This window comes from Streptomyces sp. NPDC048295 (assembly GCF_040652135.1).
Lineage (GTDB): Bacteria > Actinomycetota > Actinomycetes > Streptomycetales > Streptomycetaceae > Streptomyces.
In genome coordinates this window covers 75,976-94,463 of sequence record NZ_JBEZLL010000013.1, presented here as the reverse complement: position 1 = coordinate 94,463, position 18,488 = coordinate 75,976, and the positions used below count along the sequence as shown (strand labels likewise).

The 18,488-nt window shown below is 74.0% G+C and carries 10 protein-coding genes; 9 read left to right on the top strand and 1 reads right to left on the bottom strand.

The window, feature by feature from the left end:
- Positions 1 to 129 precede the first annotated feature (129 nt).
- The 5 genes from AB0D53_RS20490 (at position 130) to AB0D53_RS20470 (ending at position 12,953) form a co-directional block, all read left to right on the top strand.
- Complete coding sequence (locus tag AB0D53_RS20490; protein WP_362448468.1) at positions 130 to 996, top strand: DUF4132 domain-containing protein; 867 nt, start codon at positions 130 to 132, stop codon at positions 994 to 996.
- Complete coding sequence (locus tag AB0D53_RS20485) at positions 993 to 5,906, top strand: DNA-binding protein (protein ID WP_362448465.1); 4,914 nt, start codon at positions 993 to 995, stop codon at positions 5,904 to 5,906. Before AB0D53_RS20490 ends, AB0D53_RS20485 begins: the two co-directional genes overlap by 4 nt.
- A gap of 152 nt (positions 5,907 to 6,058) precedes the next feature.
- Positions 6,059 to 7,213, top strand: coding sequence for an AAA family ATPase (locus tag AB0D53_RS20480; protein ID WP_362448778.1), 1,155 nt, complete (start codon positions 6,059 to 6,061; stop codon positions 7,211 to 7,213).
- A gap of 17 nt (positions 7,214 to 7,230) precedes the next feature.
- Positions 7,231 to 11,085, top strand: coding sequence for a DUF5682 family protein (locus AB0D53_RS20475; RefSeq protein ID WP_362448462.1), 3,855 nt, complete (start codon positions 7,231 to 7,233; stop codon positions 11,083 to 11,085).
- On the top strand, positions 11,082 to 12,953 hold the full coding sequence (locus AB0D53_RS20470; RefSeq protein WP_362448459.1) for a hypothetical protein: 1,872 nt from the start codon (positions 11,082 to 11,084) through the stop codon (positions 12,951 to 12,953). Before AB0D53_RS20475 ends, AB0D53_RS20470 begins: the two co-directional genes overlap by 4 nt.
- A gap of 234 nt (positions 12,954 to 13,187) precedes the next feature.
- Here the strand turns inward: AB0D53_RS20470 and AB0D53_RS20465 are convergent, their stop codons facing one another.
- On the bottom strand, positions 13,188 to 14,465 hold the full coding sequence (locus AB0D53_RS20465; RefSeq protein ID WP_362448456.1) for an MFS transporter: 1,278 nt from the start codon (positions 14,463 to 14,465) through the stop codon (positions 13,188 to 13,190).
- Positions 14,466 to 15,013: 548 nt separating this feature from the next.
- Between AB0D53_RS20465 and AB0D53_RS20460 the strand changes: the two genes are divergently transcribed.
- The 4 genes from AB0D53_RS20460 to AB0D53_RS20445 all read left to right on the top strand — a co-directional run bounded on the left by AB0D53_RS20460 (position 15,014) and on the right by AB0D53_RS20445 (position 18,317).
- Positions 15,014 to 16,402 carry a rhodanese-like domain-containing protein gene (locus AB0D53_RS20460; RefSeq protein WP_362448453.1) on the top strand — a complete coding sequence of 463 codons (1,389 nt, stop codon included), beginning with the start codon at positions 15,014 to 15,016 and terminating at the stop codon, positions 16,400 to 16,402.
- A 100-nt stretch (positions 16,403 to 16,502) separates the two neighbouring features.
- Positions 16,503 to 17,087, top strand: a complete 585-nt coding sequence (locus tag AB0D53_RS20455; protein ID WP_362448450.1) for a rhodanese-like domain-containing protein — start codon at positions 16,503 to 16,505, stop codon at positions 17,085 to 17,087.
- Entirely contained in the window at positions 17,084 to 18,007 is a 924-nt protein-coding gene (locus tag AB0D53_RS20450; RefSeq protein ID WP_362448447.1) for a sulfite exporter TauE/SafE family protein, read from the top strand. The genes AB0D53_RS20455 and AB0D53_RS20450 overlap by 4 nt, the downstream gene beginning before the upstream one ends.
- A gap of 46 nt (positions 18,008 to 18,053) precedes the next feature.
- Positions 18,054 to 18,317 carry a metal-sensitive transcriptional regulator gene (locus tag AB0D53_RS20445; protein WP_362448444.1) on the top strand — a complete coding sequence of 88 codons (264 nt, stop codon included), beginning with the start codon at positions 18,054 to 18,056 and terminating at the stop codon, positions 18,315 to 18,317.
- Positions 18,318 to 18,488 lie beyond the last annotated feature (171 nt).

Genomic DNA, 18,488 nt, shown 5'->3' with positions numbered 1-18,488 from the left:
GGACACCGCGGACCGACCTGCGTTGTCAGTGGCCCTCGTTAGTCTCCCCTCATATCGCAGTTCAGGGGCTTCGTGGCCCTTGGTTCGGGCTGCGCTGACATCTGATGGACAGACGGAGGGGCACGGCTGATGGCGTGGCTGGCAGCGGGTGAGGGGTACGAGATCACCCTCGAGGACGGGCGTGTGGTCGCACGGCGCGTCGGGGGGCGGCAGTTGAAGGCGCTGCCGAAGGTGTTGCGCGACAGTCCCGAGGTTGACCGGCTGAGGCAGCTGGCCGAGTGGCTGGACCGGCACGCGGCCTCGTGCGTGGCTCAGGTGGATGCCTGGATGGTGTCGTCGCTTCCGGTTCCGACCGAGCTGATCGCGCGGGTGTGGCCGGACGAGGCGTGGCAGGCGGCGCTGCGTGACATGGCCGTCGTGGGCGACGATCCGGACGAGGTCGGCTTTCTGCGGGACGTCACCGACGACGGGGAGCTCAAAGTGGTCGACCTCGACGGTGAGACCGTGCGGCTGTCGCCGCGCACGGTGACACTTCCCCACCCCGTTCTCCTGCCGGACCTGGACGACGTACGGGACTTCGCGGCCGACCTCGGCATCACCCAGAAGGTGGAGCAGATCCACCGGGCGACCTGGGCCAGGCCGGACGGGCCGGATGCCGGGCGTCCGGAGACGGCGACAGAAGTACGGGACTACGCGGGCGGGAAGTTCGCCTCACGGTTCGGTCTCGCGGCGCGCGCCACAGGCCTCGGCTACCGGGTGTCCGGTGGCTACGCCACATGCAAGGTGCGTGACGGGGGCCGCGGCACGGAGGCGTCGGTGTGGATCGGCGAGCCGTACTGGGACGGGGAGTCGGAGACCGGCGGGCTGAGCTGGCACGACGAAAACGGCCGCGCGGTGCGGCTGACCGAGGTCGGGCCGGTGGCCTGGTCCGAGGGGATACGCATGGCCGCTGCGCTGTACGCCGGCCGAACGATCGAAGAGGGTGGGGACGCGTGACCGGGACGGTTCGGAACGACAACAAGGAGCTGCTCGCGGCGGGCGCGGTCCTCCCGGCCGACTCGCGGGGTGCGGGCCCTTCAGCGGTCGAGCTGACCGCGCGGGTCTATCGCCACGCGGTGCTCGGCGACGACCGGGTCGTCGTGCGGCTGGCCGCGGCAGAACTGGGCCCCGCCGAGGACCTCGCCGCCGGCTTCCTCGGACTCGAGCCGCAGGGCGAGCCGGCCGTGGTCGGTCTCGGCCGGCGCCAGGAACTCGGCTTTCCCGAGTGGGTGCTGGTGCACCACCCCGAGGACGGGCACCACGCCCTGGCGGTCGTGCCGGAGCTGGACCGGCTGGCCCGGCAGGCCAGGACCAAGCCCAAGGCCGCCCTGGACGCCTGCCACGAGCTGGCCGGGCGGCTCGCCTCGGCCGTCCCGCACTTCCTGCCCGTCTTCTACGAGCAGGCCGCGCGGGTCTTCCTCGGCGTCGAGAACAGCACGTACGCAGGCCAGTTGTTCGCCCGTGCCCGCACGAGCGAGGCGCAGCACGGGCTGACGGTCGACGAGGAGCGGCTCGACGCCGTGTTCCTGGAGTTCGCCCTGGCCGGCGCGCTGCCGGTGAAGGTCCTGACCGGTTACGGCAAGGACCTGTCGGCCCGGCTGGCACCCGTCGAGGCGTTCGAGCGGTTCCGGCGGCTGTGCGTGCGCCGGACCGCCGGCGGTCTCGCGCCGTCCGCCCAGGCCGCGGTGGAGCTGAAGCGGCTCGCCCGCGCCGCGGCCCTGTCCGGCAACGAGGCGGAGCAGGACTATCTCGCCGAGCTCCTTCCGCTGCCGGCCACCTTGCGGGCCGCCGCCGGTTGGTGGAAGTCGCACTGCGGCGCGCTGGTCGCGCTGGCCCGGCGCGTTCCGTCCGTGCGGGGCACCCTGCTGTCGATGACCCCGCCCGGGGACAACGCGGAGACGACCGAGCTGTGGCTGAGGATCCTGGCGGAGTCGGGGGCCGACGCCGGCCTCGTGGACGCCGGCCTGCCGCAGGAGGAGCAGTGCTCCGACGGCGCGGCGGGCTGGCTGGAGCGCTTCCACGGTGCCCGGCATCGCGGTTGGGGACCGCGCCCGACGCCGCCAGCCCTGCCGGAGCTGGTCGAGCGGGCGGCCGTCCGGCTGCGTGCCGATCTGGCAGCGCGGCCCGAGGGCGAGCGGTTCCTGCGGATCGGTGTCGAGGACGTGAACCTGCTGGACCTCCTGCTCTCGCTGGAGATCGCGGTCGCCGACCCCGTGGAGAAGTCCGACCACCACCAGCGCGGCAACGCCCTGAACCTGTCGGACTGGGCGCGCGGCGATGAACCGCGGGACCTGGTCGCGCTGGCGGCCGACCCGCGCTTCCGGCCCGCCTTCGGGCGCGGGGCGAACAGCTACAACAGCGCGTCCTCCGGTGCGGACGTGATGCGGCGGCTGGCCGCCTCGCCCGGCGGCCGGCCGATGCTCACCGAGTGGATGCGCGAAGTGGCCGGCTCGTCGGTGGCGGCCGGGCTGCCCGGATTGCCGCAGGCGATCGAGCGGCTTTCGTGGCTGCCCTCCGAGGCCCTGGCGCTCGCGCCGCAGGAGGTCGCGGCCGCGGCCGGTGCCGATCTCGGTGAGGCCGTGGCGCGCACGCTTCGGGGCGGTCTGTGGGAGGAGCTGCGCTGGCCGGCGTGGGAGGAGGCGCTGACGGAGCTGGCGCCGGGGCGCCACACCACCGAGGGTCTGACGGTCGTCGAGGCCTGGCCGTATCTGATCGTGGCCAACGCGACGCAGGCGCGCGTCATCGACGCCGACTCCACCGTTCTCGTGCACGACCTGCGGGTGCCCACCACGTCCGTGTGGCGGACGGGCTTCCACTACGTGGACGGTGCGCTGCTGGTGTTCTGGAGCACGTACGGTCGCGGCGAGCCGCAGGGCTACTGGCACACCGCGCCCGACACGGTGTTCGCTCTCGCCGGCGCCGACTCCTGGGTCATGCGTTCGGACCACCTCAGCCTGCAGCTGCCCGGCGGCGGCCGCACCACCGGCGGCGGGGTCCTCCACAGCGGCGACACGAAGCTGCCCGCGGAGCGCGCGCTGCTGTCCGACGGCACGTCGTACTGGGTATGGCAGGACAGGGACGGGGAGAACAAGGGCGGCTGGCTCGAGTACGACCCCGTGGGCGGCGCGTACGGTCGGCGCTCACAGCCCGGTTTCCTCGCCGACGCGCTGCTGCGGCACGCCCCCGGCGCCGAGTTGGCGGCCCGCTCGTGCTGGCTGCGGCCCGCCCCGGCGGTGGCGGGTTCGGCCCAGGGGACGGCCGCGGACGGGCTCCTCGGCTGGCGGGTCGTGCGGCTGCCCGACGGCGGCCACCACGGAGAGGACACCACCGGACGGTTCGTCACCCTTCCGAAGGGCGCCGACAGGCCGATCGCCGCGTTGACGTTCCCCGGTGACGACCGGCCGCGGGCACTGACCCAGCAGTGGCGCGAACTGTCGCTCAGCGACCCGGAAGGGACGGTCACGACGACGGCTGAGTGCGACCACCGCAACGAGCTGTACGGGACCGCGGCTCAGGCCCTGCCGCCGCTGCCGTACCTGTACATGCTGCGCGCGCGTGATCCGCAGGGGTCGGCGGCGCTGCGGCGCGCCGGGACGGAGTCGGCCGGCGCCCTGCTGAAGGCGGCCGTGCTCGCGGAGCGGGTGGCGGACCTGCCCGAGCTGGTGGGCGCCGCGCTGCCGCAGGTCTCGGCACCCGAGCTGATCGCCGGCGTGGTGAAGGTGCTGCGCTTCGCGGTGCGGCAGCAGAAGGCGCTGGACGCCGTGGCCGCACGGCTCGACCCCGCAGCCGAGCCCACCGAGGTCCGGGTCCAGGGACCGAGCGACCACGTGCTCGCCAAGGCGCTGCACGGCATCGTCAGTACCGGCTACTACCGCTACGGCGCGGACACCGACGTGACCCACCACTACCTGGACACCCTGGCGTCCGTGCGCGCGGACACCTCCGCCACAGCACTGCCGGGCAGGCTGCATTTCGATCTGCCGACGCTGCCCTACTCGGGACTGCCGTTCGTCTCGCTCCTGGACGAGCCGGCCGCGATCGCCTACCGGGCCGTCGCACCCGGCAGCGACCCGGCACACCGGGCGGCCCTGCTCGAAGTCCTCGGCCGGGTGGACGCGCTGGGGCTGGCCTCGACGGCGGCCTCGGCCGGTCACTGGCGCCGGGTCCTGGTCCGCCTGGCGACGCCCCTCCTGCACACGCCTGACGGCCAGCGGCGCAACGTCACGCACCGCTGTGTGCTGCCCCTGGGCGGCGGTGCTGCGCTCGGCTTCACCGAGCACAACTCCGACGTCGACGGTGGGTGGGAGTTCGGCGCGCTGCTCCACGACCCGAGCGGCCGTTTCGAGGTGCCCGGCCCCTACACCGTGAGCGGTGACGCGCCGGTGGGCGACCGGGTGCGCGGCGCCGACTGGCTGACCGGCTTCCTCGGGGAGGCGCGGTCCCATGAGGCAGCGCCCTTCCTGCCGGAGTCCGCCGACGAGTTCAGCCGCCTCACCGGTGTCTCCGGGGCGCTGGCCCGGATCGTTCTCGCGGGCATGCCCGACGTGGACAGCTGGGAGAACAACTTCCTGCCCACCGACCTGCGCAAGGCGCTCGGGCTGAAGGTGGCCGAGGCGGGACACGCCCGCGACGAACTGCGCGCGCTCCCGGTCGAGGTACGCCGGGCGGTGCTCGCGGCGCTCCTGCCCGACGACCCGGCACGGCTGTGGAGCGAGGGCCCGGACGTGGCGTCGGCGGCCGCCGTGTGGAACGAGAAGGTGGGACGGCGCCGGCAGGTGCCCGACTGGCTGGCGGCGGAGGCGGCACGCGCCGCACACAACAGCTGGCCCGTGCACCGGGCGCTCCCGGCGCTGCTGGAACCGGCGTCTTCGCCGGAGCTCGGCGTCGACGTGCCGTGGCGCATCGAGGGCGATCACCCGGCGACGGCGTCGCCCGCCGATGCGCCGTTCACCTCGGCGGTGCTGACCGGCTCTATGGGCCTGACGGCCTGGCTGGCCCACCGGCTTCCCGCCGGCGATCCGGTGCGGGCGGCGCTGCCGAGCGCGCTGACCGCCGTGCGGCAGCGTCTTGCGGCACCCGAACTGCTGCTCTTCGCAGGGCACTACACGAGCCTCGCGGACTTCCGGAAGGTGGCCGGCGCCCCGACGGAGACGGCACCGGACCACGAGCGGTACGGCGCGGTGCTCATGGCCACGCAGGACGGCCAGCCCCGGCCGGCCGTACGGCCCGCCCTGCTGGACTCCACCGGCTCCGACCCGTACCTGGTGGCACTGCGCGGCGCCGATCAGCAGCAGACCGAGGTCGAGACGGCCCTGCGGCGGGCGTACGACCCGGTGTTCGCACGGCTGTTGGCCGACCCGGGCGCACCCGCGGCCGGCACGGCGGACGACGAGGGTCTGTGGTGGCCACAGGATCCGTCTCGTTCGGTGCCCGGGCGGGTGGCCGAGGTCGCCGAGGCGCACGGCCTGACCGCCGACGCGGCGACGCTGTACCTGATGCTGCTGGCCATGCCCGACCCGACGGACCGCAACACCGCGCGATGGACGGGGTGGAAGCCGGCTCGTCTCAAGGCGGCGCGGGCCGAACTGGCCGAGACCGACCTGGTGGTGTCGGCCGTACGGACCCGGGCGGGACGCTCACTGTTCTTGCCGGGCGCCTGGGCGGAGCAGTCGGCGCCCGTCCTGCCCGTCGAGCACTGGAAGCTGCCGATGTACGGGGTGCCCACGGGCGGCCGGTCGGTGCTGGGTGCCCTGGTGCCGATCGAACCGGCCGCGGAGCTGTTCACCCGGGCCTGGCAGCGGATTCTCGACGGCGACGTCCCGCGCTTCGAGGAGCTGAAGGTGCGGCGTACGAGGCGCCGCCGCTGAGGCACCGTCGCTGTGAAGCCGCCGAACGGCACCTGAGCCGCCGCTGACCGGCCGCCCGTCGTCAGCACGGCGCGGCGCGCCCGCCCCCGGGCGCGCCGCGCCGGCCCCCGTCCCGTACACACACCTGTCGAACCATGACGAAGGACACCCGGATGACCGCCACCGAACAGACCGCACCCGCCCGGCAGGGCCAGCCGGCCGAGGAGCGCCACGCCACCGAACTGGCTTTCCTCGCCGCCCAGGACCCCGGCCCGCGGCCGCCCGGCTGGGCGCTCACCCCACGCGCGGTGGTCACGTTCGTCTGCGGCAGCGACGGCGTGGAGCTGGACCTGCCCCGGCGTCGCGCCGGTCTGCCGTCGAAGCTGGTGATCGCCCCGAAGTTCGTGGGCGAGCGCGCGCTGGTCGAACGCTGCGTGGTCACCCTCGCCGGAGAGCGCGGGCTGCTCCTCACCGGTGAGCCCGGTACGGCCAAGTCGATGCTGTCGGAGCTGCTCGCGGCCGCTGTCAGCGGGACCAGCGCCCTGACGGTGCAGGGCACGGCGGGGACCACCGAGGACGCGTTCCGCTACGGCTGGAACTACGCCCTGCTGCTCGCCCAGGGCCCCACCCCGCAGGCCCTGGTGGACTCCCCCGTTCTCGCCGCCATGCGGGCCGGACGGGTGGTGCGGGTCGAGGAGATCACCCGCTGCCTGCCCGAGGTTCAGGACGCCCTCGTCTCCATCCTTTCGGACCGGCGGATCAGCGTACCCGAGCTGACCGCCACCGAGGACGCGGTCGTGCGCGCCGCCCCCGGCTTCACCGTCATCGCCACTGCCAACCTGCGCGACCGGGGCGTCTCCGAGATGTCGGCGGCGCTGAAGCGCCGTTTCAACTTCGAGACCGTCGACCCGATCGCCGACGCCGACGCCGAGGCGGTCCTGATACGCAGCCAGGCTGTCGCCGCCGTGCAGCGGGCGGGCGCGGCCTTCGCCGTCGATGACGCCGTCCTCGACGCCCTCGTCACCGTTTTCCGCGACCTGCGCTCCGGCCGCTCCACCGAGGGCTGGGACGTGGAGCGGCCGGGCACGGTCATGTCCACCGCCGAGGCAGTCCAGGTGACGGCGTCGCTCGGGGTCGCGGCCGCCTACCTGCCCGGCGGGGATGTGCTCGACCTGCTGCCGGGACATCTGCTCGGCGTGGTCCGCAAGGACGACCCCGCCGACCACGCACGGCTGCTGGGCTACTGGGACGGCCCGGTGCGTCGCCGCGCCGAGAACGGCTCGGCGATGTGGCGCCGGCTCTGGGACCTGCGCGGGAGCCTGCGTTGACGACCGCCGATCCACGGATGGCCGTGGACGCAATGGCCGCATCGCGTGCGCCGTACCTGCTGGGAGTGCGCCACCACAGTCCGGCGCTGGCCGCGGTGGTACCCGCCCTGCTGGAAGAGGCGCGGGCCGAGGTGGTCTGCGTCGAGTTGCCGGCCGACTTCCAGCCCTGGCTGGAACACCTGGCGGACCCCGAAACCGTTGCCCCGGTCGCCCTGGCCGGGGCGAGCGAGGGGGGACGGCTCTCGTTCTACCCGTTCGCGGACTTCTCGCCGGAGCTCGCCGCGGTCCGCTGGGCCGGAAGCCGCGGGGTGGAGGTCGTGTGCTGCGACCTTCCCCTCGGAGACCCGCGCTGGTCGGCGGGGGCACTCGGACCGGTGGGCGAGCCGGACGGGATCGAGGCCGTACGTCCGGGGGCCGATGCGCCGTCGGGGGCCCTCGGACCGGTGGGCGAGCCGGACAGGAGCGAGGCCGTACGTCCGGGGGCCGATGCGCCGTCGGGGGTCACGGGTGCCACGGGTGCGCCCGACACCGGTCCCGGTGCCGGTCCTGATCCCGGTGCCGGTCCTGGCCCTGCTCCCGGCGTCGGGACGACGCAGGTGCGGCGCTCGTACGCCGAAGGGCTCGCCGCCGCCGGGACCGGCCGGGACGGTGATGACCTGTGGGACCGCGCGGTGGAGGTGCTGGCTCCGGGTTGCACCCCGGACGCGGTGCGCCGAGCCGCACTGGCCGTGGGCTGGGCCCTGCGCGCCGACGCCGCGGTACCCGCCGCCGACCTGGCACGGGAGGAACGGATGCGGCAGGTGATCGCCTCCGCCTCGGCGGACGGGCGCCGGGTGGCAGCCGTGATCGGCGCCTTGCACGCACCCGCGCTTCTCGCGTCCTTGGAGGTGGATGCCGGAGCGGAGGCCGGGGCCGGGACGGCGGACGTTTCCGGCACCACGGGGCGGGCGGCCGTTCCGTCCGAGGCCGGGCCGCACGGTGCGGGGCCCCGCACGTGGGGGTCCGGTACGGACGCGGCAGGGGTTCGGGCGGCCGGCAGGGCCGGGGAAGACGGCACCGAAGCGGCCGAGGGCTCGGCGGTGACCTCCCTCGTGCCGTACTCCTTCGACCTGCTCGACTCCCGGTCCGGCTACCCGGCCGGAATCCGCGACCCGTTGTGGCAGCAGGCGGTGCTCACCGCCGCCGGCGATCCGGAACGGATCCGGGAGGCGGCGTCCGACGCGGTGACCGGCCTGTGTCGCGAGATGCGCCGCGGCGGTCACACCGCGGGGACCGGCGAGGCCGCCGAGACGCTGCGCCTGGCCTGCGACCTGGCCGCCCTGCGCGGACTGCCCGCTCCCGGGCGCGGCGAAGTCCTGGAGGCCGTCACCACCGTGCTCGGCCAGGGCGAATCCCTCGGCCGGGGCCGGGCTCTGGCCCGCGCGCTGGAGGCCGTGTTCGTCGGCACCGTACGCGGCCGGATCAGTCCGCACGCGCCCCGGTCCGGTCTCGGCCCCTCGGTCGAGGCCGAGCTCGCGGAACTGCGGCTGCCCCGACCGGACGACCCCGACCGACGCGACCTGCGCCTCGACCCGCTCCGTTCGCCGCTGGACGGCCGCCGCGAAGTACTGCTCCAGCGGCTGCTGGTGATCGGCGCCTCGTACGGCGAACCCCTGGACGTGGCGAGTACGGGCGACGGCACCGCGCTCGGCACCAAGTGGCGTCTGACGTGGACGCCGTCCGTGCCCGCACGCCTCGACCTCGCGGGCGTGCGCGGGGTGACAGCGGCCCAGGCCGCCGCCGGCACGCTCGCCGCGACGGCGCGTCACGAGGCCGCCGAGGGCGGCCCCACCCCGGCCCAGATCCTCGCCGGGCTGACCGCCGCCGCGCGCTGCGGCCTGCCCGGACTGGTCGACGCGCGCCTGCACGAGGCCTCCGCCGTGCTGCCCGACAACGCCGACCTGCCCGAGCTCCTCCGGGCCCTGGACCTGTTGGAGGGACTGCGGCGCGGCCACTACCCCGGCACGACGCAGGACGCCCGTACGACGGCCGGCGCGCTCACGGAGGAACTCCTCGAGGCCACGGTCCGGTCCCTGCCCGGCCTCGCCGGCAGCGACAGTGGCGCCGACGCCGGGGCGCTGGTGGCGCTGGCGGACCGGACGGCCGCCCGTCACCTGGGACTGCGGCTGGACCGGGCGCTCGCCGAGCTGGCGGCCGAGGGCTCCCCGCTCATCCAGGGCGCGGCCGTGGCCGTACGCGTGCTGCTCGACCTGGACGACGCGGCCGGGCTGGGCGAGCGTACCGCCGGCTGGATCGACGGGGCCACGGCTCCGGATACGCGCCGGGCACTGGCGAAGCGTCTTGCCGGGCTGCTCACCGCCGCCGGTCCCCTGCTCCAGGCGTCGCCGGATGCGCTCACCGCACTCATGGACCGGGTTGACGCGCTGTCCGACCAGGACTTCCTCGACCGGCTCCCGGCCCTGCGCAGCGGCTTCGACACACTGGCCCCGGCCGCACGCGAGCGGCTACTCACCACCGTGACGGAGCGCCTCGGCGACCGGCTCGACCTGTCGCTGGACGCCCCGCCCGGGCTGCTCGCCCTGTGGGCAGCGGCCGATGCGGCCGGATCGGCAGCGCTGAAGGCCCTGGGCCTGCCGGTCGCGGACGCCGACGCCGACGCGGGAACGGACCCGGGCCCGGACTCGGCCGGCGCTCCCTGCCCCGCGTCCCCACCCGCGGCGGACAGCGCCGCCGCGGACGACGCGGACCGACGGCTCGGCCGTGCCGACCGCTGGCGGCTGCTGCTCGGCCGTCACAAGGAACGGCTCACCGGCGACGCGCGCCGGTACGCCCGCGCCCTGGACGAGCTCTACGGCCGCGGGCGCGGTGAAGGCGCCCAGGACCTGGACGGCGGCGCACCAGGTCAAGGTGGCGGCCAGGATCCGTCCTTCCCCACCGCGCGGGAGTGGGCGCAGGAGCTGGAGGCCCTCTTCGGCACCGACGTACGCGAGGAGGTCCTCGCGGAGGCCGCCGACGCGGGTCGCACCGACGTGCTCGCGCAGCTCGATCCGGTGTCGGTACGCCCGTCGGTGGAGCTGCTCGGTTCGGTGCTGTCCCTGGCCGGAGGAATGCCCGAGGCCCAACTCGCCCGGCTGCGTCCGCTGGTGAAGCGGCTCGTCGACGAGCTGTCCCGGCAACTGGCCACCCGCCTGCGCCCGGCGCTCACCGGTCTGGCCACCCCGCGCCCGTCCCGACGGCCCGGCGGGCGCCTCGACCTCGCCCGTACCCTGCGGGCCAATCTCGCCCACACCCGGCGGACGGAGGACGGCCGGCTCGTCGTCGTACCGGAGCGCCCGCTGTTCAGCACGCGGGTGAGCAAGGAGGCGGACTGGCGCCTGGTCCTCGTCGTCGATGTCTCCGGCTCGATGGAGGCGTCGGTGATCTGGTCGGCGCTGACGGCTGCGGTTCTCGGCGGGGTTCCGACCCTGTCCACGCACTTCCTGGCCTTCTCCACGCAGGTGATCGACCTGACCGACCGGGTCGAGGATCCGTTGTCGCTGCTGCTGGAGGTCCGGGTCGGCGGTGGTACGCACATCGCGGCCGGTCTCGCGCACGCGCGTTCGCTGATCACCGTGCCGAGCCGCACACTCGTCGTCGTGGTCAGCGACTTCGAGGAGGGCGCGCCGCTCGGCGGGCTGCTGGGCGAGGTGCGTGCCCTGGCGTCCTCCGGCGCCCACCTGCTGGGCTGCGCGGCGCTCGACGACACCGGCACGCCGCGCTACTCGGTGTCCGTGGCGCGCCAACTCGTCGCGGCCGGTATGCCGGTGGCCGCCCTCAGCCCTCTCGAACTCGCCCGCTGGGTGGGCGACCGCCTCCGTGGAGAACCCCGTTGAGCAACGAACTCCTGCCTCCCGTCGCCCCCGACGTCCTCGCCGACGCCGTGGAGCGGCTCAGCGCACGGCTGCGCAAGAAACTCGACGCGGCGATCTCGGGCTGCGCCGACCAGGGTTCCGCCACGGGCGACGGGGCGGTCGAGGTCCGCTTCGGCGAGGACGCCACGGTCACGCTGCGCCCGGGCCCGTCCGGCACGGTCACGAACCCGGAACAGACCGCGTGCACCTGCCTGTTGGCCCCGCGCTGCCTGCACCGGGCCGCGGTTCTGGGCGCGGCGCCCATCGCCGATGGGGAGGGCGACGCGGGCGGGGGTGACGACCCGGGTACGGGTGGGACCGCAGGCTCGGGCACGGCCCCCGACACGGGCGCGGGGCCAGAGGCGGCCGCGCCCACCGCCCCCGACGCCGACGTTGCGGCCACGGCGGTCGCACCGGCCGCCCTGACCGCGGCGCAGGTACGCGCCGCCACGGCGCTGTGGGACGCCGCCGCCGAGGCCCTGTCCGCCGGCGTCGTGGCGGGCGGTGCCGTGGTGCAGGCCGAGCTGCTCCGTGCCGCCCACACCGCGCGGCTGGCCGGGCTGCCGCGGGCCGAAGCGGCCGCGCTGCGAGTCGTACGGGGCCTGAGGGCCGCGCGGGAGCGGAGCGAGGGACAACGTCTCGCCGACCTCACCGGAGCCTTCCGTGAGCTGCTGGTCGGCACCGCCCCGCTCGCATCCGGATCGGCCGGCACGGATGCGGCGGGCTCCGCGCGCCGGGTCTACGAACAGGGCGGCAGCCTGCGGGTGTACGGCCTGTGCCGGGAGCCGGTGCTCTCCGCGACGGGGTACGGCGGAGTGACCACGCACCTGGTCGGTTCGGACGGCGCCGGTTACACGGTGTCCGACGTGCGCCCCGGTGGCCTCGCCCGTGTGAAGGGCGCGGGGTCCGCGTCCGTGGCGCTCGGCGGTGCCGTCCTCGACCACGCCGGGCTGGCGCGCGGGGGTCTACGGATCGTCGGCGCGACCGTCTCCGCGGACGGGCGGCTCGGGGCGGGGCGGGGGGTCGGCGCGACGCCACTGCGCGGGGTGGACTGGTCCGAGGAACCTGCCGCTGCCCTCTTCGCCCGACCGGTGCAGGAGGCGATGACCGCCGTGCTCGCCGACGGCGCGTCCGGGGCGGGCGCGCCCGGTAGTACGGCGCCGAGTCTGCTGGGCTGCGACGTCGAGGTGATCGGCCCGGCCGGCGATTCTGTCGTCGTCCGCGCCGCCGGTGAGGGACCGATGCTGCGGCTCCGTCCTGCACACCCCCACCCGGAGCTCCCGCACGCAGCCAATCTGCGCCGGATCGCCGAACACCGGGGGCTCGCCCTGCGCGTACTCGGCCGCCCCGACCTGGACCGGGCGGCGACGCTCCTGTCGCTGGCGGTCGGGCCGGTGCCGGGGGCGTCCGCCACGCTGCGGCTGCCGGACGAGTGGAAGGGCCGTGCCGACCTGGGCTACGACCGGCTTCAGGGCGAGCACTTCCCCCGCGAGACCGCAGGACCTACGGCCTGCGGGCCGGTCGCCGCGGGCCCCGACCCGCTCGCGGAGGCACCTCTGTGGCGTGTCCGGCGCCTGCTGGAGACGGGCGTCGCGGGCGGTCGCCGTGCCGTGGCCGAGGCGGGCCGCGGCACGGACGCGGCCTCGCTCTCCGCCCGCCTGACCCGGGCGGGACTCGGCAGAGCCGCCCACCTCGCACAGGCCCTGACAACGGAGGCGGGCCGCCGCCCCCGCGACGCCTTCGGCCGTCTGACCGACCCCTCGGCCGACGCCTACACAAGGGCCTGGCTCGCCTCCGCCGTGCACCTGGCGGCTGCGGAGCGCTCGCTGGTGGCCGCGTCCTGGTCGTGATCCGCCGCTGAGCCCACCGGGCCGCGTGGGCCGCCCGGTGGGCTCAGCGGTAGCCGAAGGACCCGGGTCCCGGCCGTCCCGGCGTTCCGCCACCACCTCCGTGACCGGGCCCCCGCGCCGGGGCGCCCCCGCGCAGCCTTGAGGAGCACTCTGTCCCGGTGGGTGCCACAGGTGTGGTGGCATCGTTCGATCCGGTGAGGGCACCTTGTCGTCGCCAGGAGTCGCGTGTGGTCGTCAGTGCTTCGTGGTGTCGGTGATCCAGCGGGCGGCGAGGAGTCCCGAGCCGGCGGTGAGGACGGCGGCTGCGATGACGGTTGCATTCAGGCCGCAAGCGTCGGCGAGGATGCCGGCTACCAGGGCTCCGGCGGCGTAGCCGATGTCGCGCCAGAAGCGATAGGTGCCCAGGGCGTTGGCGCGCCAGGCGGGGTGGGCGTGGTCGGAGACGGTGGCGATGAGCGCGGGGTAGACCATGGCGGTGCCGAGTCCGAGGGCGACGGCGGACAGGATGCCCGCGAGGAGGGGGCGGTCCAGCAGGGCGAGGGCGAGGACGAAGCCGACGGCCTGGACGAACATGCCGGTGACGATGAGGGGCTTTCGCCCGATGCGGTCGGCGAGGTGGCCGGTGGGTATCTGGCCGATGCCCCAGAGGATCGGGTAGAGGCCCTTGATGAGGCCGACTGCGGCCAGCCCCAGGCCGTGGTCGGTGAAGAGCAGGGGAAAGACGCCCCAGGTCAGGCCGTCGTTGAGGTTGTTGACCAGCCCTGCCTGGCTGGCGCCGCGCAGGGAGCGGTCGCGCCAGGAGGTCCGCGCGAACGTGGCGGCCGGTCCCGTGCTCTCGCCGGTGGGCAGCGGCGCGGCGTGCTGGGCGAGTTCGAGGGCGACGTGCGCGGCGGTGTCCCGTACGACGAGGGCCAGGGCAAGGCCGGCGACGACGAAGACGGCACCGATGAGTTCCGGGACGGGGCGCAGGCCGTAGCCGGTGGCGAGGTAGCCGGTGAGCAGGGCGGTGGCGCCGACGGCGGTGTAGCCCGCTGCCTCGTTGAGGCCGGTGGCCAGGCCCCTGCGCGCGGGGCCTACGAGGTCGATCTTCATGTTGACCGTCATCGACCATGTCAGGCCCTGGTTGAGGCCGAGCAGGACGTTCGCGGCGACGATCCATCCCCAGGACGGTGCCCAGGCGAGAGCAAAGGGTACGGGGATGCCGATCAGCCAGCCGGCGATGAGGAGCTGCTTGCGGCGGAAGCGGGCCGTCAGGGTTCCGGCTGCGAGGTTGGTAAGGGCCTTGGTGAGGCCGAAAGCAATGATGAAGGAGAAGACCGCCAGGTCGCCGGTCAGACCGAACGTGTCGGTGCCGATGAGCGGCACGGTGGTTCGTTCCAGGCCCACCAGGCCGCCCACGGCGATATTGACGACGACGAGCAGGGAGAACTGCAGCCGGTTCTCCCGCAGGCCGAGGCGGACCGGAGGCCGGGGGGCGCGGGTCGGCGAGGTGGCCGTGGGCAGGGCGTTCACGAGCGGATCTCCTCCGTGCCGTGACGGGGTGGGCAAAGCGTCGGGCGTATGCGGATGGCCTGCCGGAGGTGCACCTGCTGCGGGCCTTGCGTGGGACCGCTCCCGCTCAGCGGGCTTCGCAGCGGGTCTTGCAGCTGCCATCGGCCTACATACACGCAGTTCAGAATACCCCTACGGGTATTCTGAATCGAACACCTCAAGCGGGTTCACCATGTGACCCACAATACCCATGGGGGTATTTGACTTCCCTCACGGAGCCGCTTTACCGTCGAGTACATAAATACCCATGGGGGTATCGAGAGCTACCCGGAGCGTCCGGGCGGCCGAACAGCTCATGGCCGACGGGGCGGATGCCGTCACCGTCGCGGGTGGCGGCACCGCGGGCGGAGCCCGCACCGGTCGTCAACTCGTACGCGGTACGACCCCTCACACCGTCCGACCACCGGGACCCACCGGGCCGGGCCCCGCCACTCCGGGCGTAGGACCGCCCCGCGCCCCAGCACCTTCGCACCCGCCTCGGCGTGCGTGTTCCTCATGAAGGGATTGCCGTGTTCTTCACCCAGTACTACCTCGACTGCCTCTCCCACGCGTCGTACATGATCGCCGACGGGACGACCGGTCAGGCCGTGGTGGTCGACCCGCGGCGGGACGTCTCCGAGTACCTGGCCGACGCCTCCGCGCACGGGCTCACAGTGGTCGGCGTGATCAACACGCACTTCCACGCGGACTTCGTCGCCGGCCACCTGGAGATGGCGGACGAGACCGGTGCCTGGATCGGCTACGGCCGACGCGCGGAGACCGACTACCCGATCCGCAAGCTCGCGGAGGGCGAGCGCATCTCCCTCGGCGACGTCACCCTGGAGATCCTGGAGACGCCTGGGCACACCCCGGAGTCGATCAGCATCCTCGTGTACGAACGCGCCGACGACTCCGTCCCGTACGGCGTCCTGACCGGCGACGCGCTGTTCATCGGCGACGTCGGCCGTCCGGACCTGCTCGCCTCCGTCGGCGTCACCGCCGAGGAGCTGGGCGCGATGCTCCACGACAGCGTCCAGAACAAGCTGATGGGCCTTGCCGACGAGGTCCGTGTCTTCCCCGCGCACGGCGCCGGCTCCGCCTGCGGCAAGAACCTCTCGACCGCGAAGCAGTCGACCATCGGCGAGCAGCGTGCCACCAACTACGCCTGTGCGTCGATGGACCGTGCAGAGTTCGTCGCGCTCGTCACCGCCGGCCAGTCCGCCGCGCCCGGCTACTTCGCCTACGACGCCGAACTGAACCGCAGGGACCGCGCCAGGTACGACGCCTCGTCGGCCCCGCGGCCGCTGACGCTCGCCGAGTTCACCGAACTGCGTGCCGCGGGGGCAGTCGTCGTGGACGCCCGCGATCCGCAGGAGTTCGCCGCCGGGCACCTGCGCGGCGCGGTGAACGTGCCCGCCGACGGGCGGTTCGCCGAGCAGGCCGGCACCGTGCTGGACCCGGCCGACGAACTGGTCGTCATGGCGCCGCAGAACCGGGAGGAGGAGGTCGTCACGCGCCTGGCCCGGATCGGCTTCGACCGCGCCGCCGGCTACCTTCGCAACCCCGAGGACGCCCTGGAGACGCTGGCCGACGACGTCGCCCCGGCGAGCCGCGTGACCGCCGCGCACCTGCGTACCGCCCTCGCCGGCAGCAACCCTCCCGTCGTCGTGGACGTCCGCACCTGCGGCGAACGCGAGGCGAACGGTTTCATCGAATCCGCCCTGCACATCCCCCTGAGCGAACTGCCCGCGCGAAGCGGCGAGCTGCCCGCCGACCAGCCCCTCGTCCTGCACTGCGCCGGCGGGCACCGCTCCTCGATCGCGGCGAGCCTGCTGCGACACCAGGGCTTCGCCGATGTCTCCGACATCCTCGGCGGGTACGCCGCCTGGGCTCTGTCCGCCGAGCACGTGAGCGCCTGACCGGCGCAGCTCCGGCCGACTCCCGGGGCCCGCAATCCACCCTGGCCCCACCAACCTTCACCTGTACCTCCCTGCGTACAGGTGCGACCGAAGGAACCTCATGAACGCCGCCCCCGCACCCTCATCTTCCCTCTCCCCCGCCGTGCTGCACCGTCTCGTCCAGGAAGGACGGGCGCCGCGCCTGCTCGACGTACGCACGCCCGGCGAGTTCCGCACAGCGCACATCCCTGGCTCGTACAACGTGCCCCTGGACACCCTGCGCGAACACCGTGGCGAGCTGCTGGCCCACCTGGACGAGGACGTCGTTCTCGTCTGCCGCTCCGGAGCCCGCGCCGCGCAGGCCGAGAAGGCCCTGGCCGATGCCGGTCTGCCGAACCTCCGCGTCCTGGAAGGCGGCATCATCGCCTGGGAGACGGTCGGAGCCCCCGTCAACCGAGGTCCCGAGCGGTGGGACATGGAGCGTCAGGTACGACTCGTGGCCGGCTCCGTCGTCCTGGCCACCGGCCTGGTCGGCGTGTTCGTTCCCGGCACGCACCTGATCGGCACCGCGATCGGCGCGGGCCTGACGTACGCGGCCGTCAGCAACTCCTGCATGATGGGCGTCCTGCTGTCGAAGCTGCCGTACAACCGGGGCCCGCGCCCCGACATCCGCAAGGTGATCGCGGAGCTGCGGAGCACACAGTGACCGCCCTGGTCGTCGCGGCTTCTCTGCTGATCGGCGTCAGCCTCGGCATCCTCGGCGGCGGCGGGTCGATCCTGACGGTGCCGATCCTGGTCTACCTGGCCGGACAGGACACCAAGGAGGCCATCGCCACCTCGCTGTTCGTGGTCGGTGTCACGAGCCTGGCCGCGCTGGTCCCGCACGCGCGGGCCCGGCGGGTGCGCTGGCGGACCGGCCTGCTGTTCGGCGCGTTCAGCATGCTCGGGGCGTACGGTGGCGGGCGCCTCGCCGAGTACGTCCCGGGCACGGCCCTGCTGGTCGCTTTCGCCCTGATGATGCTGGCAACAGCGGTCGCGATGCTCCGCAAGCCCCGGAACGGCCGGACGAGGGCGCGGCCCACGCACAGCGACCTGCCCATGAAACACATCGCCGTGGAGGGTCTCGTCGTCGGCGCGGTGACGGGCCTGGTCGGCTCCGGCGGCGGATTTCTCGTCGTGCCCGCCCTCGTCATCCTCGGCGGGCTCCCGATGGGCATCGCAGTCGGCACCTCGCTCCTCGTCATCGCGATGAAGTCCTTCGCCGGACTCGCCGGGCACCTCTCCGGCGTCGCGATCGACTGGCGTCTCGCGCTGACCGTGACGGCCGCTGCGGTGGTCGGCAGCCTGGTCGGCGGACGGCTCGCGGGCCGCATCCCTCAGGACGCCATGCGCAAGACGTTCGGCTGGTTCGTCGTCGTCATGGGTGTCTTCGTGCTCGCCCAGCAGCTCGGCACCGCCGTCTGGGCCCACCCGGCCACATGGGCGGGGCTAGGAGTCGCACTGGCCGCCGCGGTCGCCGCCCGGCTGCGGCGAGCCCAGCACCCACCGCGCCCGCATTCGGCCGCCTCCGGGCCCCAGCACTCCACTCTGCCGGAGAAACGCGAGCAAAGTACAGTAAACCTCTGACATATACCCCCAAAGGGTATATCCGTCAGGAGTGAAGGAGGATCTCGTGCAGGTGGACGAAGAATCGGCGCGGCCCGTCCTGAACCGTCTTCGGCGGGCTCAGGGGCAGCTGGCCTCGGTGATCACGATGATTGAGTCCGGCCGCGACTGCAAGGACGTCGTGACCCAACTGGCCGCCGTCTCCCGGGCCCTGGACCGGGCCGGATTCAAGATCGTGGCGAGCGGGATGCGGCAGTGCCTCACCGAAGGATCCGACGCCTCGCCCATGACACAGGAGGAGTTGGAGAAACTCTTCCTCGCTCTCGCCTGACCCCGCTCCGCCCGGCCGGCTCCACCAAGGGCCGACCGGCGACGCGGTGCCTTTCGCTCATGCACGCGGGTCGGTGGTGCACATGGTCGGGCGTGCGCTGCGGACGTGTCCCGGGCGCGGGAAAAGCGCGACCCAGACCGTGCCGTACTCCCCAGTCCGGGCGAACGGCCG